Here is a 26,358-nt window from a genome sequence, read left to right as displayed (position 1 = left end):
AAGATGACTGATCAGACCCGGCCGACTGCCCTGGACCTGCCTATGGTGGATCCGCTGCCCGAAGAGACACAAAAGTATTTTGATATCTGCGTGGAAAAGCTGGGCATGGTGCCCAATGTGCTCAAGGCGAACGCGTTTGATATTGCCAAGCTGAACGCCTTTACCGGGATGTACAACGACCTGATGCTGGCACCCAGCGGGTTGAGCAAGCTGGAGCGCGAGATGATCGCCGTGGTGGTGTCGTCCATCAACAAATGCTTTTATTGCCTTGTGGCGCATGGGGCGGCTGTGCGGCAATTGTCAGGCGATCCCAAGCTGGGCGAAATGCTGGTGATGAATTACCGCGTTGCGCCTCTGGATGCGCGCCAGCGTGCGATGTTGGATTTTGCCGCCAAAATGACCGTTGCCAGCGCCGAGATCGAAGAACACCATCGCCAGGGTTTGCGCGACGTGGGGTTCAGCGATCGTGATATCTGGGACATTGCGAATGTGGCTGGTTTCTACAACATGTCGAACCGGGTGGCGAGCGCGACAGCCATGGTCCCCAACGACGAATATCACGCCCAACACCGGTGAGGGGCGCGCTGGGAATAGCCTGTTCGGTGATGTTGGCCGGACCTGTTCTGGCGGCAGACTGGATGTTGCCGGACAATGCACAGGATGTCAGCGAACGGATCAGCGTTTTTGACAGTTACGCGTTGCCGATTGATGTCTTTGCATCCGGGCAGGTGCCAAGCCGGACTTTGGAAGGCCGCGTTGAACGTCGCAGTTGGCGGGTGGATGGCGCGGCCAGCACGACGTTGCAGTTGTTGGATCCGTTGCGCCGTCAGCTGCAGGCCGATGGGTATCGCATTGTTCTTGACTGCGCGGACCGGGCCTGTGGCGGATTTGATTTCCGTTTTGGAATCGAAGTGATCCCAGCGCCGGACATGATCGTCGATATCGGCGATTATCGATTTGTGTCCGCAGCGCGGGGTGACGAGGAGACTGTTACCATCCTGGTCAGCCGGGCAGGGTCGTCGAACTATGTTCAGATCATAGAAGTCGGCCCCCGCCACCGGGACAGTGTGGCAAAGCCCGCTGTTGGTACTCAGACCGCAGCCCAATCTGGTCCATCCGCCGGGGACACCACACCGCAACCCGAGGCGCAGATCGGTGATCTGGTCGCGCGTTTGTTGGCGGACGGGCATGTGGTGCTGGACGATCTGGACTTTGGGACCGGGGCGACGCAATTGGCAGACGGCAATCCGACGTCGCTGTCGCTGTTGGCTGCGTTCCTGAAGGAGAATGAACAGTACCGTCTGTATCTGGTTGGACATACGGACAATGTCGGCAGCCTGCAGGACAATATCGTCTTGTCCCGCAAGCGGGCGGCGGCGGTCAAGGACAGGTTGGTTCGTCAATATGCGATTGATGACGGTCGGCTTGAAGCTGAAGGGGTCGGTTATCTGGCTCCGGTGGCGTCGAATCTGATTCCGGATGGGCAGAAGACAAATCGCCGAGTCGAAGCGGTTCTGTTGGAGCAATAAGGCCGTTGGAACGCCCTTGGCCTGGTGAATGCCGGGCAAGAAAAAACCCCCGAACATGCATTCGGGGGCAGGTGTTTGCCGAGGGAAACAGATGGGAGCGACCTTACCAATCGGTCGGACCCTTTTCGGCAAAAGCGTGTATGAGAAAATCGATAAAGGCGCGAACCTTTGGCTGGGTAAACCGGCCCGGCGGGTACACGGCATAGATCCCTTGGGTCTCCAGCGGCAAAGACGGCATTGCGTCTTCAACCAGCCCTTGTTCCAGCGCGTCGGCGTAGAGATAGCTCGGCAGATACGCGATCCCGAGGCCGGAAATCGCCGCGTTGAGAAGCGATTGACCGTCGTTGACGCTAAGCCATCCGGCCGTTCGAACCTGGCGTTTCTCGCCCGATGGGGCGGTCAGTTTCCAGACGTTGCCGCTGGACTGGTTCGAATAATGCAGAAGCTTGTGTTCATTCAGGTCGTCGATCTTTTGTGGACGTCCGTATTTTTCGAAATAGGCCGGGCTGGCGATCATCCGTTTGTTGGTTTCTGTCAGCTTGCGCGCTCTCAACGAGCTGTCTTCCAGCTCACCGATCCGCACAGCCATATCGAACCCTTCGGAAATCAGTTCGACGTAGCGATTGTTCAATACCATGTTGACGGTAATATCGGGGAAGTCTGACAGGAATTCGGACAGCACCGGGGACAGATGATTGACACCAAAGTCGGTGGCGACCGAAATCCGCAACAATCCCGAAGGTGCGGATTGCATCGATGTGACCAGGGCATCTGCTTCTCCGGCGTCGTTCAACACCCGACGCGCCCGGTCATAATAGGCCAGACCGATTTCAGTCGGGCTTACCCGGCGGGTGGTTCGGTTCAGCAGGCGGGCACCCAGTCGAGCTTCGAGTGACGACACATGTTTGGAGACTGCGGATTTGGAAATCCCCATCTTTTTTGCCGCGTCGGTGAATCCACCTTGGTCCACCACATTGGCAAAGGCTTCCATTTCAGTCAGTCGGTCCATCTGCACGTCCTCGATTTCTTCTGATCTGGGTCTTGTTTGACCTCAAATCTGGGCAAGAAGGGGGCACAGGTTGGATAATACAAAGGTTTTGTCGAGGATCGTTTGCGACTTGGAAACAAGCGTGGCGTGATACATTGGGGCTATCACGGCTTCACTTCCCGGTGAGGACGCCGTTGTTTGGGGTGGGGTTTGCCCCGGTCTTCCTGCATTCTGAACCTCTGTTAGTAACGCGTACAGAGGGACACGAAGCTCATGAAGATCAGATCCACGATTGTTGCCACCCTGGTCATGTTGTCGACCGCAGTGCCAGCGCTGGCTCGGGACACCGCCGCACCTGATGGGGCTGCCGTCTATTTTGTTACACTCAAGGATGGCGATACTGTTTCATCGCCGGTCACAGTGCAATTTGGCCTGAGAGGGTTGGGGGTGGCCCCGGCCGGAACCGAGCGGGACAATACCGGACACCACCATTTGTTGATTGATACCACGGCCTACGGGGCGGACACTGTGGACACATTCGACGATGGGATCCCGGGGGATGATCACCACAAGCATTTTGGGGGTGGGCAGACCGAAGTCACATTGGATCTGAGCAAGGGGACACATACCTTGCAATTGCTGGTGGGGGATATGTTCCATGTCCCGCACGTCAATCCGATCTATTCCGAACAGATCACCATCACGGTGGATTGATCCCCTGGTGCCCGTTTTGCACGGGCACCATCTGTTTGATCAGAACGAAGCGGCCAGCCGCGTGCCTTGATTGATCGCGCGTTTGGCATCCAGTTCGGCGGCGACATCTGCGCCACCGATGACATGTGGGGTCACGCCCCGATCCGCCAACGCGTCCGCCAGTGATCGCTCCGAAACCTGCCCCGAACACAGGACGATCGTGTCCGCCGGGATCACGGTCGGGTTTTCGCGCGCCTCTCCAAACGAGACATGCAGACCATCATCGTCAATGCGTTCATAGTTCACCCCGCCGACAAAATTTACGTCTTTCATCTTCAACGCGGCCCGGTGGATCCACCCGGTGGTCTTGCCCAGCCCTTTGCCATGGGCCTTTGTCTTTCGTTGCAACAATGTGACCGCGCGGGCGGGCGCGTGGGGTTGTGGTCCTTCGGGAGCCAGACCAGATCGGTGTTCGGAGGGATCAGTCACGCCCCACTCCTTCATCCAGGCAGGCAGGTCTTCGGTCAGGCTGGTGCCTTCGTGCAGCAGAAATTCGGAAACATCGAACCCGATCCCACCAGCGCCGATCACTGCCACATGTTTGCCCACTGGTGCCTTGTGACGCAGCACATCGATATAATTCAGGACATTGTCGCGGTCTTGCCCTGGGATCTGCGGATCGCGGGGGGTGACGCCGGTGGCAATCACCACCTCGTCAAACCCGGTCAGGTCATCCGGACCAACTTCGGCTCCCAGTCGCACGTCCACGCCGGCATCCGCGACCATGGTACGGTACCAATCGACCAACCCCCAGAATTCTTCCTTGCCGGGCACCTGTTTGGCCATGTTCAGCTGGCCGCCAATCTCGTCCGCCCGATCAAACAATGTGACTGAATGACCCCGATCCGCCGCCGTGAGCGCCGTAGCCAACCCGGCCGGTCCGGCACCAACAATGGCCACCGACTTACGCGCGTCCGCCGGGGCAATCACCAATTCGGTCTCGTTGCAGGCCAGCGGGTTCACCAAACAGGTGGTCAACTTGCCGCTGAACGTGTGGTCCAGACAGGCCTGGTTGCAAGCGATGCAGGGGGCGATGCGATCCCCGCGGCCCTCCATCGCCTTTCTCACGAAATGCGCGTCGGCCAACATGGGCCGGGCCATTGACACCATATCGGCACAGCCATCGGCCAGCACCTGTTCAGCCACCTCGGGCGTGTTGATCCGGTTGGATGTGATGATCGGAATCGACACTTTGCCCATCAGCTTCTTGGTGACCCAGGCGAATGCCGCGCGCGGTACCGATGTGGCGATGGTGGGAATGCGGGCCTCGTGCCAGCCAATGCCGGTGTTCAGAATGGTGGCACCGGCCTTTTCGATTTCGACCGCCAGTTGAACGACCTCGTCATGGGTGGAGCCATTAGGCACCAGGTCAATCATCGACAGGCGGTAGATGATGATGAAATCGCTGCCCACGGCCGCGCGGGTGCGTCGCACCACGTCGATGGGCAGGCGCATCCGGTTCTCGTAGGAGCCGCCCCAACGGTCGGTGCGTTTGTTTGTATGGGTCACCAGAAACTGGTTCAGGAAATACCCTTCGGACCCCATGATTTCGACCCCGTCATAGCCCGCCTTTTGGGCCAGCTGCGCGGCATTGACGATGTCGCTGATCTGTTTCTCGATTCCGTCTTCGTCCAACTCTGCTGGCGGAAACGGGGAAATCGGAGACTTCACCGGGCTGGGAGCGACGCATTTTGGCCCATAGGCATAGCGTCCTGCGTGCAGAATTTGCATGGCGATCTTGCCGCCTGCCGCATGTACCCGGTCGGTGACGATCGCATGGTTTGCCACATCGTCGTCATTGGTCATCATCGACGCGCCAGGAAGCACCGATCCTTCCAGGTTGGGGCCAATGCCGCCGGTGACCATCAGCCCGACGTCGCCGCGGGCCCGTTCGGCATAAAATTCTGCGACCCGGTTCCAGTCCCGTGTTTCTTCGAGACCGGTATGCATCGACCCCATGAGAACCCTGTTTTTTAATGTGGTGAATCCCAGATCCAGCGGGGCCAGCATGTTTGGGTACGCAGTCATATTACTCTCCCTGATTTGCCCATTAGAATTGCCGCACTGCGGCGGCTTGTCATCTCATACGCAGCGTCACCCCCTTGCGCGACGCCGGGGCAGCGTTACACAGGACAGGCAACCATGCCAGGAGCCCGCGATGACCCCCGAAGAGATCACCAACCTGCCCTATCGCCCCTGTGTCGGTGTGATGCTGATGAACGCAGGAGGGGGGATTTTTGTGGGGCAACGCAATGACCGCCATGCAGAGGCCTGGCAGATGCCTCAGGGCGGCGTGGATCCGGGCGAAGCCCCCAGGGATGCAGCGCTGCGCGAGTTGTGGGAAGAAACCGGAGTGCGCGCCGATCTGGTTGAAATTGTCGCCGAAACCGATGGTTGGCTGCCCTATGATCTGCCCCACGATATTGTTCCAGTGATCTGGGGCGGGCAATTTCGCGGGCAAGAGCAGAAATGGTTCCTGATGCGCTTTACCGGCACGGATGATCAGGTGAATATCGCCACCGAACACCCGGAATTCACCACTTGGAAATGGCAACACCCCAATCGTCTGGTCGCCGAAATCGTTCCCTTTAAACGCGCGGTCTATGAACAGGTTCTGGCGGCCTTTCAGGATCACCTGTCATGATCTGCCGGTTGTCTTCTGCATTGATTGGTGTGGTTTTGGCCGGCCCGGCCGTGGCGCTCAGCTGCCTGCCTTGGGGGGCAACCGATGCTTACCTCGAAGCCGCAGCCTCCAAATCCAATTTCGTGGTGGTGGATGGGCAACTGACCTTTGATGACAGCCTGCTGCCCACAACGGACTGGGAGAACCAGCAGCAAACGCCGGAACAAAGCCGCATTCCGGCCCGTATCCAAGGCCAGTCGCTCAGCCGTGCTGGCTATCTGACCCCGTTTGCCTCAGACATTACCCTCGAAGTGCTGTGTTATGGCCCCTGGTGTGCAGGGGCAACGGACGGGGCGCGATATGTCATGTTCCTCGAACAACGCCCCGACGGCTATGTGCTTCAGGTCAACCCATGCGGTGGTTTTGCCTTTGACGCAGGCAAGGGCGAGGCAGCGAAACAGGTGCTGCAATGCCATCAGGGCGGTCGTTGCGCCCCGCGCGCGGGAAACTGACCCGCTCCAGGTCGGCGCGCCGTGGGGCAGGATCAGGATCCGGCCTTCATCTGGCCAGAAATATCCCCGCCGGAGGCTCGGAGCGTTCAAACCAGCGCCCCAACCCTCGGAAAAGCTCAACCAAAGCCAAGCAGGCAGCGCGGATGCGCTGCCACGCCCAACGGGAGGAAAGGCCCCGTTCAGGGGCCTTGACGACGGGCGGGAGAACGCCGTTCTTGCTCAGACCAATCCGGCGTCGCGCAACAGGTCCATGACGCTGACCTCCGGGCGCGGGCCAACATGTCGGATGACCTCAGCCGCACAGACACCGCCGATTTTGGCACAGGTTTCAAGATCCCGGCCACTGGCCAGCCCAAACAGGAACCCGGCGGCGAATTGGTCACCCGCGCCTGTGGCATCCACCGGCACGATTTTTTCGACGGCCACGTCGATACGGGTGCCTTCACCCATCACCGTCACCCCATCACCGGATCGGGTGCAGACCACCAGCGGACAGATGGCGACTGTCTTGTGCAGCGCGTCATCCAGATCGTCGGTTTCCCACAGGGATTTGATTTCGGCCTCGTTACCGATCACAAAATCCAGTTCGTTTTCAATCAGAGACAGGAAATCCGCGCGGTGGCGCTCGACGCAGAAAGGATCCGAGATCGAAATTCCAGGGCGGCCGCCTCCAACCTTGCAGGCCCGCGCCGCCTTGCGAAAGGCAGTTTTGCCTGCGTCGTGATCAAACAGATACCCCTCCAGAAACATGATCTGGGTCTTGCCCGCCACATCCTCGGGCACATCCGCCGAGGTCAGTCCGGTGGAAATCCCCAGATAGGTGTTCATGGACCGCTCGCCATCGGGCGACACAAAGATCATTGACCGCGAGGTCGGCAATTCTCCACCCGCAACAGGCGGGTTGACGAAATCCACGCCATCCTCGTTCATGGCATCCGCATAAAAACGCCCCAGCGCATCATCGTGCACACGTCCGATGAAGGCCGTATCCAGTCCCAGCGCTCCGGCACCAGCGATTGTATTGGCCACGGACCCGCCCGGGGTCTGGATGCGTTCGTTCATCGCCGCATACAACAGCTCGCCGCGCTCCTGGTCAATCAGCTGCATGATGCCTTTTTCAATGCCCATCAGTTCCAGAAAGCTGTCATCGCCGTGGCTGATGACGTCAACAACGGCATTTCCGATGCCGGCAAGCTGGTAGGTTTTCATAGGTTCTTGTCCTCGAATTTGCACAGGTCCCGGATCAGGCAGGTGCCACATTGGGGTTTGCGCGCTTTGCAATGGTACCGGCCGTGCAGGATCAGCCAATGATGGGCGTGATGCTGGAAATCGACCGGAATATGATCTTCGATGGCGCGTTCGACCGCGTCTACATCCTTGCCCGGACAAATCCCGGACCGGTTGCCCACGCGAAAGATATGGGTGTCCACCGCCTGTGCGGGATGATGCCACCACATGTTCAGCACCACATTGGCAGTCTTGCGCCCGACGCCGGGCAGCGCCTGCAGCGCCGCGCGGGAATTGGGGACGACACCGCCGTGTTCTTCGACCAGAATGCGGCTCAGCTTGATCACATTCTTGGCTTTTTGGCGGAACAGGCCAATGGTTTTGATGTGTTCGATCAATCCCTCTTCGCCCAGATCCAGCATCTTCTGCGGCGTGTCAGCGATTTGGAACAGATCCTTGGTTGCCTTGTTGACGCCTGCGTCGGTGGCCTGTGCCGACAGGGCGACCGCCACCACCAGCGTATAGACATTGACGTGATCCAGTTCCCCTTTGGGCTCTGGCTCTGCTGCCTGAAACCGCGTGAAAATCTCGCGCAAGGTATGATAATCGAGTTGCTTTGCCATGGCTGCTTTAATGCCGTGCCGCGCAGGTTCCCGCAACGGGTAAAAACCGGTTGACCCAAGGTGCAGGAAAAAGTCGCAAGTTTCGGGTCGATTGCACCGGGAGGCCGGGCGTAAAGTAGAGACATCCGAATTTGAGAGGGTCGTCCATGACTGTCGAGACCAGCGAAAACAGCTATCATTATGGCGTCATGCGACGTGCGATTGACCTGATCGATCAGAGCGAAGAGGATTTGTCTCTGGAAGAATTGGCAGATCAGATGGGGATGAGCCCGGCCCATTTCCAGCGTTTGTTCTCCGCCTGGGTCGGGGTGTCGCCCAAACGCTATCAGCAATATCTGCGCCTGGGCCATGCCAAAACCCTGTTGCGTGATCACTTTTCAACATTGGACACGGCGCATTCGGTCGGGCTGTCCGGTAGTGGGCGGTTGCATGATCTGTTTGTGCGGTGGGAAGCCATGAGCCCCGGTGACTTTGCCCGCAAAGGCGACGGGTTGGTGATCAACTGGGGATGGTTTGACAGCCCCTTTGGTCAGGCGCTGGCCATGGGCACGACCAAGGGCATCTGTGGTCTGGCCTTTGCCGAAGAGACCGGGACTGAAGCGACCTGGGGCGATATGATTGCCCGATGGCCCAAGGCGACGTATGTCCAGGCCCCAGATCAATTGCGCCCACTGGTCGAGGCGGTGTTCACAGGGCGGGGCGAAACGGCGCTGTTCATGATCGGGGCACCGATGCAGATCAAAGTGTGGGAAGCGTTGTTGCGGATCCCGTCGGGGCAGGTCACCACCTATTCCGAAATCGCCAAATCCGTCGGAGCGCCCAAGGCGGTGCGCGCGGTTGGGACTGCGGTGGGGCGCAATCCGGTCAGCTTCCTGATTCCCTGTCACCGGGCCCTGCGCAAATCCGGTGCCTTGGGCGGCTATCATTGGGGGCTGCCGGTGAAACGGGCGATGCTGGCCTATGAGGCGGCGCAGGCCGATGGTCGGTCCGATGCGGCCTGAGCCCATGCGGTGTCAGGCCATCCGCCGTCGCAGCCATCCAAACAACCGCCACCCGGCTGGTGCAACAGTCATCGGTTTGCTCTTTGGTTGGTGTACCTGACGGAGCAATTCACGTTCGCGTTCATAGGCTTTCAGCGGGCGGTCGTCCTGCCAGCAGCCCAGTTGCAGTTTCATCATTGTCTTGGTGTTGAAATAGCTCATGGTTTGATCCTTTCTGATAAAAGGACACTCGCAGGTCTCCCCTGACAGGGTGTTGTCAGGAGCCTGTGCTAGTGTGTCAGCAGGAAATCAGCACCAGAGGATCAGATGCGCCGTTCCAGCCGATTGTTTGAAATCATCCAGATCCTGCGCGGGGCACCCGGCCCGGTGACGGCGGATGCTCTGGCCGAAGGGCTGGAGGTTTCGACGCGCACGATTTACCGCGATATCTCGGCGCTTCAGGCCATGCGAACCCCGATCGAAGGCGAGGCCGGGATTGGGTACATGATGCGGCGTGGCTATGATCTGCCGCCGTTGAATTTTGATTCCGAAGAGGTCGAAGCCCTGCATGTGGGGTTGTCGATGCTGGCGCGCACGGGGGACAGCGCCCTGCAAGAGGCCGCCAGCCGGATCTGTCGCAAGATCGAAGCCCTGCACGAGGATAGCAGTTGGTTGCAGGTTGCGCCCTGGGGGGCACCACCGGACGACCCGGCGCGGGGCTGTGTGTCGATCGCTGCCTTGCGTGACGCGGTGCGAGACGAACGCAAGCTGCGCCTGACCTATCGCAATGGGCAAGAGCAGGAAAGCCAGCGCATCGTTCGTCCGGTTGCCGTGATTTACCATCTGGAGTGCACCATGTTGGCAGCATGGTGTGAGCTGCGCGGGGGCTTTCGCCATTTTCGCACGGACAGGATCTGGGGATGTGAGCCGATGGAGGAACAGTTCATTGGGCAAGGCAATGCCTTGCGCATGGTCTGGCAGGATCTGAACCGGTGGGAGGAGACCGCGCCGGCGCACAGCTGATGCGGTGGGCCAAAGGGAAGAGCTTGGGCGGGGAATTGCCGATTATCCGGATCAAAGGCTTGAGCCGAGGCAGCGCAACACCGATATATTCAGGTAAAACCCGGCAGGTATCACCGGGGCGAGCAGAAAAGGCACAGTCATGACATTCGCAAAAGCAACTTCGGTTCTGGCCATGGGGTCCATTCTGGTGATGGGGGCCTGTACCAATCCAGCGTATCTGGACCCCGATGACCCGCATTCCAAGGCCAAGCAGGGCGCGCTTATTGGTGGCCTTCTGGGGGCCGGAATTGGGGCGCTGACTTCGGATGATGACAAGGGCGCGACCATCGCCGGGAGCGCCATCCTGGGCGCAGCGGCGGGTGGTCTGATCGGCAATGAGCTGGACAAGCAGGCGGCCGAGCTGCGTCAGGAGCTGGACGATGGGATTTCGGTCGTTAATGAAGGCGACCGGTTGGTGGTGTCTCTGCCCAATGATCTGACGTTTGACACTGACAGCTATGCGGTGCGCCCTGTGTTGAAAACGGATCTGTCCAAGGTTGCCGCCAACCTGCAGAGATACCCGAATTCGACCGTTCAGGTGATTGGCCATACAGATAGTGACGGCGAGGCATCGTACAACCTGACTTTGTCCCAGCGTCGCGCCAATGCAGTTGCCGACGAGCTGCAGGCCGGTGGCGTGTCCTATACGCGCATTCGCACCTCTGGCCGTGGTGAGGATGAACCCGTTGCCTCAAATCTGGACGAGGCGGGAAAGGCACGCAACCGCCGGGTCGAAATCGTGGTGATTCCCAGCCAGAGTTGATCTGAGATTCTATCATCCAGGTCACGTCAGGCTATGATGGGCGCGCTGGTGAGCCAACCAGTGCGCCGTGTTCCTATCAGTGTTCACGGCCGGGTTTCCGGTTGCTGAGGCTGTGCGCTTCCTTTGGTGCATTCCCGAACAGCCAATGCGCGGTGGTCGGCTTTTTCATGTTTCACGCTTGGCTTAGACAGGTCAGGTGAGGTGAAAACAAGGGAGCGCCACCATGTCCGATTTTGTTCTTCTGGGGGTATCTGGGTCGCTGCGGGCACAGGCCACAAACCGGAAATTGTTGCGCGAAGCGGCGCGTTTGTTTGGCCCGTGTACCTATGACGAAGCGGATCTGCGCCTGCCTTTGTATGACGGCGACGCAGAAGCGTCAGACGGGATCCCGTCTGAGGTTCAGGTTCTGGCCGATCAGATTGCAGCTGCGGATGCCGTGATCCTGTCGACGCCTGAATACAACAAAGGACCATCCGGTGTTCTGAAAAACGCCCTGGATTGGGTCAGCCGCACAGACGGTTCGCCCTGGATGGGCAAGCCGGTGGCCGTGATGTCGTCGGCGGCGGGGCGCGCAGGCGGTGAACAGGCACAGGCGGTATTGCGCGGGTTCATGGTGCCCTTTCAACCCCGGCTCGTGTCTGGCCCGCAGGTTCATCTGGCGGGGGCTGCCAGCCAGTTTGATGACAACGGCCAATTGATCAGCGCGCAATACACCGCAACGCTGACCCGGTTGATGCAAATTCTGCGCGACGACGCGACTGGGTAAGGCCGTTCAACGCCGCTCTGTTGCGACGTGGTCCCGACCGGATCAGCAACCGGATCAGCAGCGACGGTTGCTGATTTCGAGAAGATTTCCGTCGGGGTCGCGGATATAGATCGACTGCAAACCGCCCGCGGCTCCGGTCCGCGGCACCGGGCCTTCGATGATGGAAATGTCCAACTTGGCGAGGTGGTCCAGCCAATCCTGCAACGGTGCTGTAGACAAAAAGCACAAATCCGCGGTGCCAGGGCAGGGTGTTGCAGCCTTAGGAGAGAACTCATGCCGGTGCGGGTGCAGGTTTATCTTTTGCGAGCCAAACCGCAGCGCATGGCGGGTGGTTCCATCCAGAGGATGAAAGATTTCGGCAGTCATACCAAGCGTTTCCGTATAGAATGCAATCGTGCGGTCTATATCCTTGACTGTCAGAACCAAGTGATCAAGAGATGTCAGTGACAAGGTCATTTTTGCAGTGTCCTTTGGTCATGCGGCGCAGTCTAACCGGAGATTACTTATATGTCCAAAATGGAATGTCAAAGTGATGGGCTGGATCCCGCTCGTGCCGCAGCGTTCCAGGTGGCGCTGGGACAGGCAGGAGACATCACGCGCGGATCGGATCTGCCGCCGTTTTTCCATCAATTGTATTTCTGGACTCCTTTGCCGCCCTCGGCGTTGGGACGGGACGGGCACCCCAAAGTCGGCGGTGGGTTGATCCCGGACCTGGGTCTTCCGCGTCGGATGTGGGCAGGTGGGCGATTGGCGTTCGACCATCCGCTCAAGGCCGGAATAGAGGCAGAGAAACGCAGCGTGCTGGAGCGTGCTGACCGCAAGGTCGGGCGGACTGGGCCGTTGGGATTTGTGGTGCTGCGTCACGAGATCTGGCAGGGGGGCGTGCGCTGTCTGACCGAATGGCAGGATCTGGTCTATCGCGAAGACCCGGCTCCCGACGCACCCCGACCCGTTGCCCCTGATGCGCGGTCGGACGAAACCGACCGGCGCGACGTGGCGTTTTCTTCGACGTTGCTGTTTCGGTATTCGGCACTGACCTTTAACGGGCACAGGATCCACTATGATCTGGATTATGCCAAAGACGTCGAAGGCTATACAGGGTTGGTGGTCCATGGGCCGCTGTTGGCGCAACATCTGATGTTGATGGCCGAAGATGTGATGGGACCATTGGAGACGTTCAGTTTCAGAGCATCCTCTCCGTTGATGCATTTTGAAACCGCAACCCTGTGCCGGAACGGCAATGACTTGTGGGTCAGAGGAGCGGACGGGCGACAATGCATGAGCGCTGTTGCCAAGATCAAAGCTGACCTCTGAGACAGCGGTGGAAGCCGCCTGTAACCGGTTCAAGGCGTGTGCAAGCGTCTCGCTGGCACCCGTGACTGGTGTCTAAAGATTATCAAGGACCCGGAACCCCTGGGGGATGGTGTCGTGATTGTCGAGCACCAGATCAGCCATGACATGGGCAATCTTGGGGGCTACGCCAAAGCCGATCTTGAACCCGCCATTGGCGATGAAATGACCAGGGCGGTTTGGCCAGGCCCCCAGCATGGGAGCCCGCGTGCGCGCCCGGGGGCGCACCCCGGCCCAGCGTTCGATCACTTCGGCGCTGTGCAGGATGGGAACTGCAATGCGGGCGCGCTCCAGAATGTCGTCCAGCTGATCATCGGTGGTATCCGCGGTTTCGAACTCGCGTTCGCTCGTCGACCCGATGGCCAGCGTGCCATCCGCATGGGGGATGAAATGCAGGCTGTCGGCAAACAGCTGAGGCACGTCTCCGGCGTCAAACCGCAACAGAGCGGCCTGTCCCTTGACCCCGTTGCCGATGGGTTTGCCCAAAGCGGCCCCCAATTCTGTCAGACCTGCCGCGCCGGTGGCGTGGATAACCAAACCGCGATCCGGTGCCTCGCTGACAACGTGAACGCCAACCGTCTCCAGCGCGGCAACCAGGGCCGAACAGGCCCGACGCGGGTGCATCCGGGCGCTGAGCGTGTCGTGAATGACAAACCCGGTGGCGCTGGGCGGTGCCCAGGGTCCAACGTCGTCAATCGGGCGAACCCGCCATTCTGCCTGTCCCTGCCACAGATCCTTGGCTGTTTCGGCGCGCGCGTGGGCCAAGGCCAGCGTGCGGTCGTCCTGGATCGGCTGTAATCGGCCGGTGCGGCCATACCCCGGTGAGACACCACCGATCTGTTCGACGTCGGCCCAAAATGGTTCTGCCAGGATCAGGCTTTCGAATTGGAACGCCTTTTTCGGGTTCCAGTTTTCGGGCACATGCGGGGCCAGTGCGCCCACCAGACCGCCGCTGGAACCTGCGCCTGGCCCAAACGGATCTACAACCTGCACCCGTGCGCCGCGCCGGGCACAGATCCAGGCAATAGACAGGCCAAAGGCCCCTGCGCCGCGTACAGTCACATCCACCATTGTCATTTCGACCGCCTTTCGCCACTTATCCGGGAAGCTACCGTAGCACTTAGGGGAAAACAGCATGGCAGACCAGCAGGCCCATCTGAGTTGGCGTGATGACGTCATCCCGGTGTCGGATCAATTTGACGACCCGTATTTCTCGCTTGAAAACGGGTTGGCCGAGACCAACCATGTGTTTCTGGGAGGCAACGACCTGCCCGGACGGTTCCGTGATGGGTTTCACATCGCCGAATTGGGCTTTGGCACGGGGTTGAACATGCTGGCGACCTGGGCCGCGTGGGAGCAAAGCGGGCAACAGGGATGCCTGCATTTCACCAGTTTTGAAGCCTTTCCCATGGCGCATGAAGACATGGCGCGCGCCTTGCGGGCGTTTCCGGCCGTAACCCCTTGGGCTGACCGGTTTCTGCAGGTCTGGACCGGTGCCGGTTCGTGTGATCTTGGGAATTTGCGTCTCGAAGTCGTCATTGGCGACGCCCGAACGTCGCTGCCAGAGTGGACGGGGCAGGCGGACGCGTGGTTTCTGGACGGGTTTTCACCGGCCAAGAACCCAGAATTGTGGGATCCGGCTCTCATGGAACAGGTGGCGTGCCATACGGCGCCGGGCGGAACGGCTGCGACCTATACGGCGGCAGGGTTCGTGCGGCGAGGATTGCAGGCCGCTGGTTTCGACGTGATCCGCACCCCCGGTTTCGGGCGCAAGCGGCATATGACAAGGGCACATCTGGCATGACCCAGCCAACAGCGGTACAGCCGCAAACCAACAATGTGTCCGCAGGCATTCTGCTGATGATTGCCGCCACGGTTGTCTTTGCGTTGCAGGATGGGATTTCCCGCCATCTGGCCGGGACGTACAACACGTATATGGTGGTGATGATCCGCTACTGGTTCTTTGCTGCCTTTGTGGTGTTTCTGGCGACACGGTCGGCGGGCGGTATTCGCGCGACGGCCCGCACCAGTCAGCCGTTTCTACAGATCTTCCGTGGGGTTCTGTTGGTGGCCGAAATCTGTGTCGCAGTCTATGGCTTTACCCTGCTTGGGTTGATTGAAAGCCAGGCGGTGTTCATCGTCTACCCGTTGCTGGTTGCGGCGTTGAGCGGGCCGGTGCTGGGCGAACGTGTTGGCTGGCGGCGCTGGGTGGCGATTGGTGTCGGTTTGATCGGAGTGCTGATCATTCTGCAACCGGGTATGGGTGTGTTCAATCCGGTGGCCATCATTCCCTTTTTGTCGGCTCTTATGTTTGCGGTCTACGGGTTGCTCACACGATATGCCGCGCGGCGCGACACCACCGCCACCAGCTTTTTCTGGACCGGGATTGCCGGATCGGTTGCCATGACAGCGGTCGGTATCTGGTATTGGGAACCGATGAGCCAATCCGATTGGTTCTGGATGGGCCTGTTGTGCCTGTCGGGGGTTTCCGGGCATTGGCTGCTGATCAAATGCTATGAGATGGCCGAAGCCAGCGCAGTGCAGCCATTTGCCTATTTCCATCTGGTCTGGGCGGCAATGCTGGGAATTGCGGTGTTCGGAGAAGTGGTCCGCACCAATGTCGCCATCGGTGCGGGGATCATCATGGCCGCGGGCCTGTTCACCCTATGGCGCGAACGCATGAAGCGTTGACCCGGCCAGTTCACGGCTGAACGGGACGGGCAGGGGATCCTTGCCCAAACGGGCGCGATAGACGGGCAGGCTTTCGGATACACGCATGACGTAATTGCGGGTCTCGTTGAACGGGATGTGTTCGATCCAGTCGATGATGTCGGGTGATCCGCTGCGTGGATCGCCATACCGCTCCATCCAGGCGATGGGACGTTTGGGACCCGCATTATATCCCGCTGCCATCATCACCACATTGCCCTGAAACTCACCCGCCAGACCGGCCAGATAATTGGCACCAAGGCGGGCGTTGTATGTCCATTCTGCCGTCAGACGTCCGGTAGAATGATTGGTCAGGATACCCAGATCCCCCGCCACCAGACGGGCGGTGGCGGGCATGACCTGCATCAACCCGCGCGCGCCTGCATGACTGATGACCTTGGCGTCAAACTCGCTTTCGCGTCGGGCGATTGCCAGGGTCATTTCCTTGGCCATTGGCAACTTTTGCCCAGCCACCGGGTGGAGCGGGTAATAGGCATCATGCAGCACCTGTCCCCTGCGGGCCGCGCGTTTGGAGATCATGACGGCCAAATGCGGGCGGTCCATGTCGACCGCCATTTTCCCCAATTGGGCTGCGGCGGTGTCATCCAGCGTTTCCACCAAATGGGTCAGAAAACGTTCGGCCAGATCCAGTTCTCCGGCCGCCAGCAACAGCAAGCCGGCCTCGGTGACGCTGGATTTCATGAAAGGTGCCTGTCGCCAGGGCGGCAAATCCGGTGGCTGCGTCAGCGCAGGGTCAAAGGGGCGCCCGATCTTTTCAGCCGCCAGAATTCCGTAGAATGATGTCTGATGCGCCGCGCCACGCGCATATGCGGCATGGGCCTTGTCGACGTCCCCCAACGCTTCATACGCCCGGCCCAACCAGTATCCGCCACGCCCCAGTGAGATCGGTGTCGCAACCGAGGCACTAAACCGTTCAAAGTGTTGCACCGCCCGTTCCGGGTCGTTCAGCTTGCGCAACGCGATGTAACCGGCGATCCATTCCAGGTCAGAAAAGGCATATCCTGCTTCGGGTGTCAGATAGTGATTGGCGGCCAGCCGATAGGCGCGCCGGTTGTTGCCGTCACGCATGTCCTGACGTGACAGGTCGCGTCGCCTTCGGGCCCAATTCGTTGGTTCGCCCAGGGCATCGGCCGACACGCTGCGTTCCGCCATTAGGGTGATGGCGTCTTCGCGGCGGCGTTTTTGATCGCGCCAGACGAATCGATCATAGGCCAATCCGGGTGCGTTCTGCAGCGATCCCGGTACGGCCTTGATTTTGGCATCAACCCCAGGGGCTTTGTCCTGCAGGGCGATCCGTGCCTCGGCCAGCTTGCGTTCGGCTTCGGGCACCAGATTTAACATGCGCCGTGAACTGACCAGATGTCCGTCCCACAGCATCCTGTCCAGCCGGGCCACATGATGGGGTTTTAGTAACTTGGAGAAATCCTTCAGGTAGAGGCGTTGCAGCCCGTCGCCCATCGGCATTGTCCGCCATGCGATCACCAGACCCGCTTCGCCATCCCCGCGCTGCCCCGATGCAATCAGCGCCTTGCCCAGATTTAATGCGCCTTCCGCGCTTTGCGGTGGGTGATCGGCGTAAAACTGCAAAACGTCGGCGGTGCCTGCGTTGACCATGGCGGTTTCGCTTTTTTTGCGCAGCCAGGCCAACCCAGGCCAATCCGGCCGTCGTTTCAAAAAATCCAGGACTTCGTCGGGGGATCCCATCGATGCCCGCAGGCGGTGCCATTCGATGATGTCGCGCCCAACACTGTTGGGCCGCCCGGCGGTACGCAGGGCGTCGTTCCATTTCTCCGCGCGCATCAAATCCATGGCTTTGCCCATGGTAACGCCGGGTTGGGCGGATACAGGAAGCACACATAGCGAATAAATCAGGGCAACCAGGCTCAGAAATCGTCTCATCACTTGCAATTCATTGGGATCAGGGGCTAGAGCCTTTGACGATAGTCCGTGGCGTGTCGGGATCAAACTCAATTTCCTGGCAACGTCGCAAAACAGGCGGGTGACTGCCCGTCACATGAACTGCACTGCAAAGGGAGCGTACCCATGTTCAAAGGCTCGATGCCTGCCCTCGTCACCCCGTTCCGCAACGGCGAGCTGGATCTGGAAACGCTCAAACGTCTTGTTGAGTGGCATATCGCCGAAGGGTCCACCGGTCTGGTGCCGGTCGGAACCACCGGCGAAAGCCCGACCCTGACCCACGAAGAGCACGAAACCGTGGTCGAAGAAGTGGTCAAGACAGCCGCTGGCCGTGTGCCGGTCATTGCGGGAGCTGGATCCAACAATACCATCGAAGCGATTCGGTTTGTCGAATTCGCCCAGCGTGTCGGTGCCGATGCTGCTCTGGTGGTAACCCCCTATTACAACAAGCCGACCCAGCGCGGCATGATGGCGCATTTTACGGCGCTGCATGATTGCGCCGACCTGCCGATCTTTATCTACAATATCCCAGGCCGGTCTGTGGTCGATATGACACCGGCCACGATGGGTGAGCTGGCAAAACTCCCGCGCATTGTGGGGGTCAAGGATGCCACCGGAGATTTGGCGCGGGTCAGCCAGCAACGCGGGTCCTGCGGAGCCGATTTCATTCAGCTGTCGGGCGAAGACGCCACGGCGCTGGGCTTTAATGCGCATGGTGGTGTGGGTTGTATTTCCGTGACCGCCAATGTCGCGCCAAAGCTGTGTGCCGAATTCCAGCAGGCGACTTTGGCAGGAGATTACGCCAAGGCGCTGGCCTATCAGGACAAGCTGATGCCTCTGCACGAGGCGATCTTTATCGAACCAGGTCTGGTCGGCGCGAAATATGCGCTCAGCAAACTGGGCATGTGTTCAGAAGAAGTCCGGTCGCCTTTGACCGGGCTGGAAGACAGCACCAAAGCGGCGATTGACGCGGCCATGGACCACGCAGGCATCCTGTAAGGCATCCTCGCTAGAAACAAAGGGCGGCCTCCATCTGGAGTGCCGCCCTTTTTTATTGTTCCGGACCTGCCCTGAATTTGGGCAAAAGTCTCTGCGGGAAGACACCAGTATTTTTGGGTGCCTTGCGCCGTGTGTCAGCGTTTGCCGTAATACAGCCCCACCACATGTTCGGCCTGTGCAAAGAACAACCACCGCGAGGTCGCGATACCTGCGAGGTGGGATGCGACCGCCAATGCGGCGACCATATGTTTGAGCGCGACGCTTTCGAACGGGTAGAGCAACAGAACGAAGGGCAACAAGAACCCAAATGCAAAGGCAATCATTCGCAGTTTTTGTGCATGTTTGCGCCCGACCACATGCACGAATTCCCGCAGCAGATAATTGGTGCCCGTGTGGGGAGGTTCAAAGGCGCGCACCTTACCGCGGTCTCCCAGGCCTGTGGCAGTGCCCAGGTTGGTGCCTGACCGTTCCAACGCGGTGTCGCCCTGATGCCAATAGGCCAATTGGATGACGGCCGCGACGACCAGCAACAAGGTTGCTATCCGGACCTGACCGGCCAGCAACGCCCCCCCAGCCAGTGACAGAGACAGGAATAACGCCGGGGTCAGTCCGGTGTGCCAACGCGGGATGGTCTTGAGTTGGGTGTAGATCATCGAGGTGGTAAAGACGGTGAGCAGGCTCAAAGCGCTGCCTGCCAAACCCAGAACACGCCATTGCGCATCCAGGAAAATGGTGCCGATCGCGTACAGCCCCATAACCAGCAGCGCCAGGACGGCACAGACGCCTTCGCGGCTGAGCCAACTGGTTTTCCATTGGGTAAAGGCACGCCAGGCCCGTTCAGGATGACCCAGGTGAAAGGTCGAGGCCAGCAGCCCGCCACAGGCCAGACCATACGCGATGGCATAAAAGACAAAGGCGGTCATGCCCGTCACGTCGGGTTTTCCCAGTCCGAGGAAAAACAACAGCCCGAAGCCAAGCCCGGACAGGGTGGTAAAAATGATAACAGAAGGTGCGGGATGCATCAGGCAGATCCTCCGGGCAGTTTGTCGAGCGCCTTGTCGAGCCACCCCAAAAAGCCCTGGGGTGTCTCGGACACCGGAGCGAGCAGGGGGGCGAGGATGTCGATTTGATCTTCGATCTGGTCCTTGGGCCGTGGTGGCAGATATTTGTTGACCGGTTTGGTGCCCATTTCAGGCATCAGGTCCATGCCACCGCGTTCTGCGACCAGCTGGGAAACATCGCTGTTGGGGTCGCCCAGGTCTCCGAAATGACGCGCGCCGGCAGGGCAAGTGCGCACGCACGAGGGGATGCGGTCCACCTCGGGCAGGTTCTCATTGTAGATCCGGTCGACGCAGAGCGTGCATTTTTTCATCACGCCCTCGGCCAGATCCAGTTCGCGTGCACCATAGGGGCAGGACCAGGCGCACAGGCCGCAACCGATGCAATTGCTTTCATTGACCAGCACAATGCCATCTTCGACCCGCTTGTAGCTCGCACCCGTCGGGCAGACGGTGACACAGGGCGCATCTTCGCAATGCAAACAGGATTTGGGGAAGTGGACCAATTGGGCATGGCCGTCTTCCGGCTGAACTTCGAACGAATGTACCCGGTTCAGGAAGGTGCCCGACGGATCTGCACCGTAGGGATTTTGATCAGACAGCGGTGCCCCATAGTTTTCCGTGTTCCACCCTTTGCAGGAAATCACACAGGCATGGCAGCCCACACAGGTGTCCAGGTCAATAACCAGACCCATTTTGCGGTCGGTTGATCCAGGAAGTTCAGTCATGTCTTTGCCCTCCGCTTGGAGTTCTCGAGCCAAGACTTTTGGGAAAAGTCTTGGTAAAATTTTTCACAAAAATTTTGCCCGCTCATTTGCCGACCTTCCACTTCAGTTCCTTGGGGCCTGTGCCCACTGGAGAGGTGATTGGCGCAAAGCTGGGGTCGCATTCTGTCTGTGCATCCGGGCCCGCGGCTTTCTCGATTTTGACCTTGAGGTCAAACCAGGCAGCTTGCCCGGTAATCGGGTCCGAATTGGCCCATCGCATGCCATCGCCCTTGGCAGGGAGAAGTTCGTGGATCAGATGGTTCAACAGGAACCCTTTCGTGGCCTCGGGAGCATCCTCTTCCAGCGCCCAGGTGCCTTTGCGTTTGCCGATGGCGTTCCAGGTCCAGATGGTGTTTTCGTTCAGCGCCGCCATTTCCATGACCGGCACAGTGATGGAGCCGTGGGGCGACGTGACCTTGGCCCAATCCCCATCTTTCAATCCGTGTTCGCGCATCAGTTTGGTCGGCACATACAGTGGGTTGCGTCCGTGCAACTGGCGCAACCAGGCGTTTTGGGTGCCCCAACTGTGATACATCGCCATCGGGCGCTGTGTCAGGGCGTTGATGGTAAACCCTTCGTTGCCGTGCTGATCGGTTTCATACCAGATCGGCAGAGGGTCCATTGTGTCCAGGATCCGCTGGCGTAGATGCTCGGGTGGTTGGCGCTCACCATGACCTTCGGCGGCAAGCTGGAATTTGCGCATTGGTTCCACATAAAGCTGGAACAGATAGGGTTGTGGACTGTCATAAATCCCCATCCCCACGGCCCAATCCTGATATTGTGCGTTCCAGGGTTTGTAATAGCTCGCTTCGACCGGGATGTGTTCGACAAAGAACCCGCCATTTTCAATATAGCGATCAAGCTGTTCGGGATTTACGGCACCGCGGCCGACCTGGGTGCCGTCGCCACGGAACCCGGCGAGCGGGCCGATTCCGGGTTTGCGTTCATGATTGACGATATAATCGGCATAATCTTCCCATTTGGCCGACCCGTCCTCATGGGTGAACCCTTGCATACCCAGCTTGTTGGCAAGTTGGATCAGCACGGTCTGGAACCCGCGGACTTCGCGGTCCGGTTCGATCACCGGCCAGCGGATTGCATCGGCCGCCGCATCCGCTTCGCAGATCGGGCGGTCCAGCAGTGAAATGCAATCGTGACGTTCCAGATATGTGGTATCGGGCAGCACCAGATCCGCATAGGCCACCATTTCCGAGCTGTAGGCATCCGAATAGATGATGTTGGGGATCACATAGTCGCCGTTTTCGTCCGTGTCGGTAAGCATCTCCATCACACCTTTGGTGTTCATGGAGGAGTTCCACGACATGTTCGCCATATACATGAACAACGTGTCGATTTTGTAGGGATCGCCGGCATGTGCGTTCGAGATCACCATATGCATGAGCCCGTGCGAGCTCATCGGGTTTTCCCAGGTAAAGGCCTTGTCAATCCGTGCCGGGCTACCGTCTTCCTTGAGCGCCAGGTGTTCAGGGCCACGAACGAACCCCAGATGCGGACCTTCCAGCGGCGTATTGGGCGTGGGTTTGGCATGTGGTGCCGGGTGCGCTTCGACGGGCTTGGGGTAGGGCGGTTTGAACCGGAACCCACCGGGGACTTCGACTGTCCCCAACAGGATCTGCAGCACATGTAGCGACCGGCAGGTCTGGAACCCGTTGGCATGGGCGCTGACGCCGCGCATGGAATGGAAGGACACCGGTCGGCCAATCATCTTGGTGTGTTTTTCGCCACGGAAATCAGTCCACTCCCGGTCCAGCTCAAACGCCTCGTCAAAGGCGACGCGGGCCAGTTCGGCGGCAATGGCGCGAATACGTTTGGCCGGGATACCACAGCGGTCAGCGACGGCTTCGGGGGCGAATTCATCTGCCAGATACCGTTCAGCCATCTGGTGGAACACGGGGCGGTGGGTGATACCGTCGGCGTGGTAGGTGGCGGACAGGTCCGGGCGCACACCGGGCTGATCAAATGGAGTGAGTTTTCCGGTAGTGCGGTCAATCACCAATTCCTTGCCGTTTGCATCCCGCAGGAACAGACCCTTCTCCGGACCTTCGGCCGCGTTCACCAGCACGGGCGCATTGGTATAGCGCGACAGATAATCCAGATCGATCCTGCCGGCTTTCATCAACACGTGGATCAGCGCCAGGATGAACAACCCGTCTGTGCCTGGAGTAATGCCGACCCAATCGTCGGCCACCGCGTTATACCCGGACCGGATCGGGTTCACCCCAATGACGCGGGCACCTCTGCCCTTGATCTTGCCAATGCCGGCCTTGATCGGATTGGAATCGTGATCCTCGGCCACGCCAAACAGCATGAACAGTTTGGTGTAATCCCAATCGGGTTGGCCGAACTCCCAGAACGCGCCGCCCATGGTGTAGATGCCACCTGCGGCCATATTTACCGAACAAAATCCGCCATGCGCGGCGAAATTGGGCGTGCCGAAATTCTGCGCCCAGAACCCTGTAAAGGACTGTGACTGGTCGCGACCGGTAAAGAACGCCAGCTTTTCGGGGTTTTTCTCGCGGATGGGTTTGAGCAGGCCAACGGCCATGTCCAGCGCTTCGTCCCAACTGATCTCTTCGAATTGGCCCGATCCGCGGGGTCCAACGCGTTTCAATGGTGACCGCAGCCGGGACGGCGCATTGACCTGCATGATGCCGGCGCTGCCCTTGGCGCACAGAACGCCCTTGTTTACCGGGTGATCGCGATTGCCTTCGATATAGGCGACCTGTTTCTTGCCATCGGGGCCGTCTTTCATGTGCACGTTGATGCCGCAGCGGCAAGCGCACATGTAACAGGTGGTCTGGCGGACCTCTGACGACACTTTTGGGGAAAGGTCGATCTTGGGTTGCTGGAAGCTCATTCCCTGTTCCTTTGTTGTTGTTCGCGCGGAGCGTCGGAATGTTGGATGCACCTCCTGCCGGATGGGCAAACAGATGCGGTCGTTTCTTTGTTTTTTGCCCGAGAATTCGGGATAGTTTTACGTGGGTCAGGTCGTGATCGGGATTTGGTCCTAGTTTTGCACGTAGTGCAAGATGTTGATTGGCGTTTTACGCGACCGCAAAGTTTCTGTGATCGACAGAAACCTGCGACGGTGGGTCAGGCGGGGCGCATTGGTCATGCCATGACCTTTGCGAGGTTCAGACAGGACAGCACGCACAACAGGAGCACAATGGCGCGGCGAAACAGATCCGGTGATGCGGTGGCAAACTGTTTGCTCCCGGCCCAGATGCCCAGTCCCAACAAGGGAAAGGCCAGGACAATTCCGACAAACGTATCTGACCTGACCAAACCATTGGCGGCCATCACCGGCAGTGCCATGACATCGATTCCGGTCAGAAAAACGATCATCGTGGCGCGAAAAACAGCGGCCTGAATCGGTTGAGCGGCCAGGAACGCCGCCACTGGCAGGCCGCCGACACCGGCGCTATTGGCGATCCCGGCGATCATGCCTATGCCAATATTGCCCTTGCCTACCACCGGTTGGCGCAACTTCCACCCGCTGAGAAGAACCAGAGAAAGCACCAGGATCATTGACGAAATGGCAAGACGGGCTTCGTTCTCTCCCAGTTGGGACATGACTGCAATGGAAGGCACGGTGGCCAACCCCGCACCCACCAGCAAAAAGATCGCACGACGCCAGTCGATATGGGGGCGAATGCCTCGGGCCTGAAAGGTGGTCATGGCGATCTCACAAGAGAACACCACTGGGATCAGTGGCAGCGGATTGGTGGTTAACGCCGCCAGAATGATAAAAATGGCGGAAAAGCCAAAGCCGGAAAAGCCCCGGATAAAGGCCGCCGCAACAAGTGCGGCGGCCAGGTAGGCCCCTTGGCCTGTAGTAAGGTCAAAGGGCAAGGACACCTATCAAACCTGCTGCGGTTTCATGTCGTTTTTGCTGATACCAGCGACTGCGACGGGTTTTTTCATAGCGTCGCGGCGGAAGGGTTCACCGAGTTCCTGGTTGATCATGGCTTCGATCAGGGTGGTGATGCCTTTTTTCTGGTCTTCGCAGGCCTGGCGCAGGGCGTCGGTCAATTCGTCCATGGTGCGGGCGATCACGCCTTTGAGACCACAGGCGTTGGCGATGCCGGCATAGGACACCTGGGTGTCCAGCTCGGTGCCGACAAAGTTGTCGTCAAACCACAGGGTCGAGTTGCGCTTTTCCGCGCCCCACTGATAGTTGCGGAACACCACCTGGGTCACGGCGGGCCATTCTTCGCGGCCAATCGCGGTCAGTTCGGTCACGGCGATGCCAAATGCGCCATCCCCCGAGAAGCCGACAACCGGAACGTCCGGGCAGCCGATTTTCGCACCAACAACCGCAGGCAGACCATAGCCACAGGGACCGAACAGGCCCGGGGCCAGGTATTTGCGGCCGTCTTCGAAGCTGGGGTAGGCGTTGCCGATGGCACAGTTGTTGCCGATGTCCGAAGAGATGATCGCATCGCCCGGCAGAGCGGCCTGGATCGCCCGCCATGCGCGGCGCGGGGACAGCCAGTCGGGTTTGGCGTCGCGGGCGCGCTGGTTCCAGGTGGTGCCGGGATCGTCCTGCTCGCTGTCCATCGACGACAGTTCCTGGGCCCAGGCCGATTTGGTGGTGGCGATCAGGTCCTTGCGCGCGGCGCGGCCTTCGTCACCGGCCGTGTCAGCCAGCTTTTCCAGGATGGTGTTGGCCACGGCCTTGGCGTCGCCCACGATGCCGACGCTGACTTTCTTGGTCAGGCCGATACGGTCGGGGTTGATGTCGACCTGGATGATTTTGGCATCCGTCGGCCAATAGTCGATGCCATAGCCGGGCAGGGTCGAGAACGGGTTCAGACGGGTGCCCAGAGCCAGCACGACGTCAGCCTTGGAGATCAGCTCCATTCCGGCCTTGGAGCCGTTATAGCCCAGCGGACCGGCAAACAGCGGGTGCGACCCGGGGAAGGCGTCGTTGTGCTGATAGCCAACACAGACCGGCGCATCCAGGCGTTCGGCCAGAGCCATCGAGGCCGGGATCGCGCCGCCGATGACAACACCAGCACCGTTCAGGATGACCGGGAATTTGGCACCTGACAGCAGCTCGGCGGCCTGGCTCACGGCATCGGCACCGCCTGCGGGCAGTTCAAAGTCGACAACTGCGGGCAGGTCAATGTCGACCACTTGGGTGAAATAATCGCGCGGCACGTTGATCTGGGCGGGGGCCGAATTGCGTTTCGCCTGCATGATGACGCGGTTCAGGACTTCGGCCATGCGGGTCGGGTCGCGGACCTCTTCCTGATAGCAGACGCAGTCGGCGAACATGCGCATCTGTTCCATTTCCTGGAAACCACCCTGACCCATGGTCTTGTTGGCGGCCTGCGGGGTGACCAGCAGCAGCGGTGTGTGGTTCCAATAGGCGGTTTTGACGGCGGTCACAAAGTTGGTGATGCCGGGGCCGTTCTGGGCGATCATCATCGACATCTTGCCGGTGGCGCGCGTATAGCCATCCGCCATCATCCCACCGGACCCTTCGTGGGCACAATCCCAGAAAGTGATACCCGCAGGCTCAAAAATATCAGAAATCGGCATCATCGCAGAACCGATGATCCCAAAGGCATGTTCAATGCCATGCAACTGCAACGTTTTGACAAACGCCTCTTCAGTGGTCATTTTCATGTGCGAGCACTCCCCATGGGTAATCAAAAACGGCCGGCGGGATGCCGGGATGTTTC

Annotated in this window: 26 protein-coding genes; 13 read left to right on the top strand and 13 right to left on the bottom strand. The window is 59.4% G+C overall.

What is annotated here, in order from left to right:
• The first annotated feature begins 3 nt into the window (after positions 1-3).
• Together K3727_18410 and K3727_18405 are read left to right on the top strand one after the other, a co-directional pair.
• Positions 4-576: a peroxidase-related enzyme gene (locus K3727_18410; GenBank protein UWQ90715.1), complete on the top strand. Its 573-nt coding sequence runs from the start codon at positions 4-6 to the stop codon at positions 574-576.
• Between the two features lie 29 nt (positions 577-605).
• On the top strand, positions 606-1,529 hold the full coding sequence (locus K3727_18405) for an OmpA family protein (GenBank protein ID UWQ90714.1): 924 nt from the start codon (positions 606-608) through the stop codon (positions 1,527-1,529).
• Between the two features lie 103 nt (positions 1,530-1,632).
• On the opposite strand, the gene K3727_18400 is transcribed toward K3727_18405, so the two are convergent.
• Positions 1,633-2,538 carry a LysR family transcriptional regulator gene (locus K3727_18400; protein UWQ90713.1) on the bottom strand — a complete coding sequence of 302 codons (906 nt, stop codon included), beginning with the start codon at positions 2,536-2,538 and terminating at the stop codon, positions 1,633-1,635.
• A gap of 252 nt (positions 2,539-2,790) precedes the next feature.
• Between K3727_18400 and K3727_18395 the strand changes: the two genes are divergently transcribed.
• Positions 2,791-3,231, top strand: a complete 441-nt coding sequence (locus K3727_18395) for a DUF4399 domain-containing protein (GenBank protein ID UWQ90712.1) — start codon at positions 2,791-2,793, stop codon at positions 3,229-3,231.
• Positions 3,232-3,270: 39 nt separating this feature from the next.
• On the opposite strand, the gene K3727_18390 is transcribed toward K3727_18395, so the two are convergent.
• Positions 3,271-5,298 carry an NADPH-dependent 2,4-dienoyl-CoA reductase gene (locus K3727_18390; protein UWQ90711.1) on the bottom strand — a complete coding sequence of 676 codons (2,028 nt, stop codon included), beginning with the start codon at positions 5,296-5,298 and terminating at the stop codon, positions 3,271-3,273.
• 130 nt (positions 5,299-5,428) lie between these two features.
• Here K3727_18390 and K3727_18385 point away from each other — a divergent pair, with 130 nt between their 5' ends.
• Together K3727_18385 and K3727_18380 are read left to right on the top strand one after the other, a co-directional pair.
• Positions 5,429-5,914 carry an RNA pyrophosphohydrolase gene (locus K3727_18385; protein UWQ90710.1) on the top strand — a complete coding sequence of 162 codons (486 nt, stop codon included), beginning with the start codon at positions 5,429-5,431 and terminating at the stop codon, positions 5,912-5,914.
• Positions 5,911-6,405 (top strand): hypothetical protein, encoded by a 495-nt coding sequence (locus K3727_18380; GenBank protein ID UWQ90709.1) that lies wholly within the window; start codon positions 5,911-5,913, stop codon positions 6,403-6,405. The genes K3727_18385 and K3727_18380 overlap by 4 nt, the downstream gene beginning before the upstream one ends.
• A gap of 219 nt (positions 6,406-6,624) precedes the next feature.
• On the opposite strand, the gene K3727_18375 is transcribed toward K3727_18380, so the two are convergent.
• A complete protein-coding gene (locus K3727_18375) occupies positions 6,625-7,614 on the bottom strand; it encodes an adenosine kinase (GenBank protein UWQ90708.1) in 990 nt (329 codons plus the stop codon).
• Positions 7,611-8,255, bottom strand: coding sequence for an endonuclease III (gene nth, locus K3727_18370; GenBank protein ID UWQ90707.1), 645 nt, complete (start codon positions 8,253-8,255; stop codon positions 7,611-7,613). The genes K3727_18375 and nth overlap by 4 nt, the downstream gene beginning before the upstream one ends.
• 146 nt (positions 8,256-8,401) lie before the next feature.
• Here nth and K3727_18365 point away from each other — a divergent pair, with 146 nt between their 5' ends.
• Positions 8,402-9,256, top strand: a complete 855-nt coding sequence (locus K3727_18365; protein UWQ90706.1) for a bifunctional helix-turn-helix domain-containing protein/methylated-DNA--[protein]-cysteine S-methyltransferase — start codon at positions 8,402-8,404, stop codon at positions 9,254-9,256.
• Positions 9,257-9,268: 12 nt separating this feature from the next.
• Here K3727_18365 and K3727_18360 read toward each other — a convergent pair whose 3' ends face one another.
• On the bottom strand, positions 9,269-9,457 hold the full coding sequence (locus tag K3727_18360) for a hypothetical protein (protein UWQ90705.1): 189 nt from the start codon (positions 9,455-9,457) through the stop codon (positions 9,269-9,271).
• 105 nt (positions 9,458-9,562) lie between these two features.
• Between K3727_18360 and K3727_18355 the strand changes: the two genes are divergently transcribed.
• From K3727_18355 to K3727_18345, 3 genes are all read left to right on the top strand, one after another.
• The gene (locus K3727_18355; GenBank protein UWQ90704.1) at positions 9,563-10,258 is read left to right on the top strand and encodes a YafY family transcriptional regulator; all 696 of its coding nucleotides are present in this window, start codon (positions 9,563-9,565) and stop codon (positions 10,256-10,258) included.
• Positions 10,259-10,397: 139 nt separating this feature from the next.
• The gene (locus K3727_18350; protein UWQ90703.1) at positions 10,398-11,060 is read left to right on the top strand and encodes an OmpA family protein; all 663 of its coding nucleotides are present in this window, start codon (positions 10,398-10,400) and stop codon (positions 11,058-11,060) included.
• Positions 11,061-11,283: 223 nt separating this feature from the next.
• Positions 11,284-11,826 (top strand): NAD(P)H-dependent oxidoreductase, encoded by a 543-nt coding sequence (locus K3727_18345; protein UWQ90702.1) that lies wholly within the window; start codon positions 11,284-11,286, stop codon positions 11,824-11,826.
• Positions 11,827-11,880: 54 nt separating this feature from the next.
• On the opposite strand, the gene K3727_18340 is transcribed toward K3727_18345, so the two are convergent.
• On the bottom strand, positions 11,881-12,282 hold the full coding sequence (locus tag K3727_18340; GenBank protein UWQ90701.1) for a VOC family protein: 402 nt from the start codon (positions 12,280-12,282) through the stop codon (positions 11,881-11,883).
• A gap of 51 nt (positions 12,283-12,333) precedes the next feature.
• Between K3727_18340 and K3727_18335 the strand changes: the two genes are divergently transcribed.
• Positions 12,334-13,140, top strand: coding sequence for an acyl dehydratase (locus K3727_18335; GenBank protein ID UWQ90700.1), 807 nt, complete (start codon positions 12,334-12,336; stop codon positions 13,138-13,140).
• Positions 13,141-13,212: 72 nt separating this feature from the next.
• Here K3727_18335 and K3727_18330 read toward each other — a convergent pair whose 3' ends face one another.
• Positions 13,213-14,253: an FAD-binding oxidoreductase gene (locus tag K3727_18330; protein ID UWQ90699.1), complete on the bottom strand. Its 1,041-nt coding sequence runs from the start codon at positions 14,251-14,253 to the stop codon at positions 13,213-13,215.
• Between the two features lie 58 nt (positions 14,254-14,311).
• Here K3727_18330 and mnmD point away from each other — a divergent pair, with 58 nt between their 5' ends.
• Both mnmD and K3727_18320 read left to right on the top strand, forming a co-directional pair.
• Positions 14,312-14,980 carry a tRNA (5-methylaminomethyl-2-thiouridine)(34)-methyltransferase MnmD gene (gene mnmD, locus K3727_18325; GenBank protein UWQ90698.1) on the top strand — a complete coding sequence of 223 codons (669 nt, stop codon included), beginning with the start codon at positions 14,312-14,314 and terminating at the stop codon, positions 14,978-14,980.
• Positions 14,977-15,867, top strand: coding sequence for a DMT family transporter (locus K3727_18320; protein UWQ90697.1), 891 nt, complete (start codon positions 14,977-14,979; stop codon positions 15,865-15,867). Before mnmD ends, K3727_18320 begins: the two co-directional genes overlap by 4 nt.
• On the opposite strand, the gene K3727_18315 is transcribed toward K3727_18320, so the two are convergent.
• Positions 15,841-17,805, bottom strand: a complete 1,965-nt coding sequence (locus K3727_18315) for a lytic transglycosylase domain-containing protein (GenBank protein ID UWQ90696.1) — start codon at positions 17,803-17,805, stop codon at positions 15,841-15,843. The genes K3727_18320 and K3727_18315 overlap by 27 nt on opposite strands.
• A 144-nt stretch (positions 17,806-17,949) precedes the next feature.
• On the opposite strand from K3727_18315, the gene dapA reads away from it, so the two are divergent.
• The gene (gene dapA / locus K3727_18310; GenBank protein ID UWQ90695.1) at positions 17,950-18,822 is read left to right on the top strand and encodes a 4-hydroxy-tetrahydrodipicolinate synthase; all 873 of its coding nucleotides are present in this window, start codon (positions 17,950-17,952) and stop codon (positions 18,820-18,822) included.
• A gap of 134 nt (positions 18,823-18,956) precedes the next feature.
• On the opposite strand, the gene K3727_18305 is transcribed toward dapA, so the two are convergent.
• The 5 genes from K3727_18305 to xsc all read right to left on the bottom strand — a co-directional run bounded on the left by K3727_18305 (position 18,957) and on the right by xsc (position 26,302).
• Complete coding sequence (locus tag K3727_18305) at positions 18,957-19,844, bottom strand: dimethyl sulfoxide reductase anchor subunit (protein ID UWQ90694.1); 888 nt, start codon at positions 19,842-19,844, stop codon at positions 18,957-18,959.
• On the bottom strand, positions 19,844-20,608 hold the full coding sequence (locus K3727_18300) for a 4Fe-4S dicluster domain-containing protein (protein UWQ90693.1): 765 nt from the start codon (positions 20,606-20,608) through the stop codon (positions 19,844-19,846). The genes K3727_18305 and K3727_18300 overlap by 1 nt, the downstream gene beginning before the upstream one ends.
• Before the next feature lie 82 nt (positions 20,609-20,690).
• Positions 20,691-23,525, bottom strand: coding sequence for a molybdopterin oxidoreductase family protein (locus tag K3727_18295; protein UWQ90692.1), 2,835 nt, complete (start codon positions 23,523-23,525; stop codon positions 20,691-20,693).
• Positions 23,526-23,779: 254 nt separating this feature from the next.
• On the bottom strand, positions 23,780-24,526 hold the full coding sequence (locus K3727_18290; GenBank protein UWQ90691.1) for a TSUP family transporter: 747 nt from the start codon (positions 24,524-24,526) through the stop codon (positions 23,780-23,782).
• A gap of 3 nt (positions 24,527-24,529) precedes the next feature.
• Positions 24,530-26,302: a sulfoacetaldehyde acetyltransferase gene (xsc, locus tag K3727_18285; protein ID UWQ90690.1), complete on the bottom strand. Its 1,773-nt coding sequence runs from the start codon at positions 26,300-26,302 to the stop codon at positions 24,530-24,532.
• Between the last annotated feature and the right edge of the window lie 56 nt (positions 26,303-26,358).

It is taken from the genome of Rhodobacteraceae bacterium M382 (genome assembly GCA_025141015.1).
In the GTDB taxonomy this organism is placed as follows: Bacteria; Pseudomonadota; Alphaproteobacteria; order Rhodobacterales; family Rhodobacteraceae; genus Aliisedimentitalea; species Aliisedimentitalea scapharcae.
The sequence above is the reverse complement of the archived record's forward strand: the minus strand, read 5'-3'. Positions and strand labels throughout refer to the sequence as shown.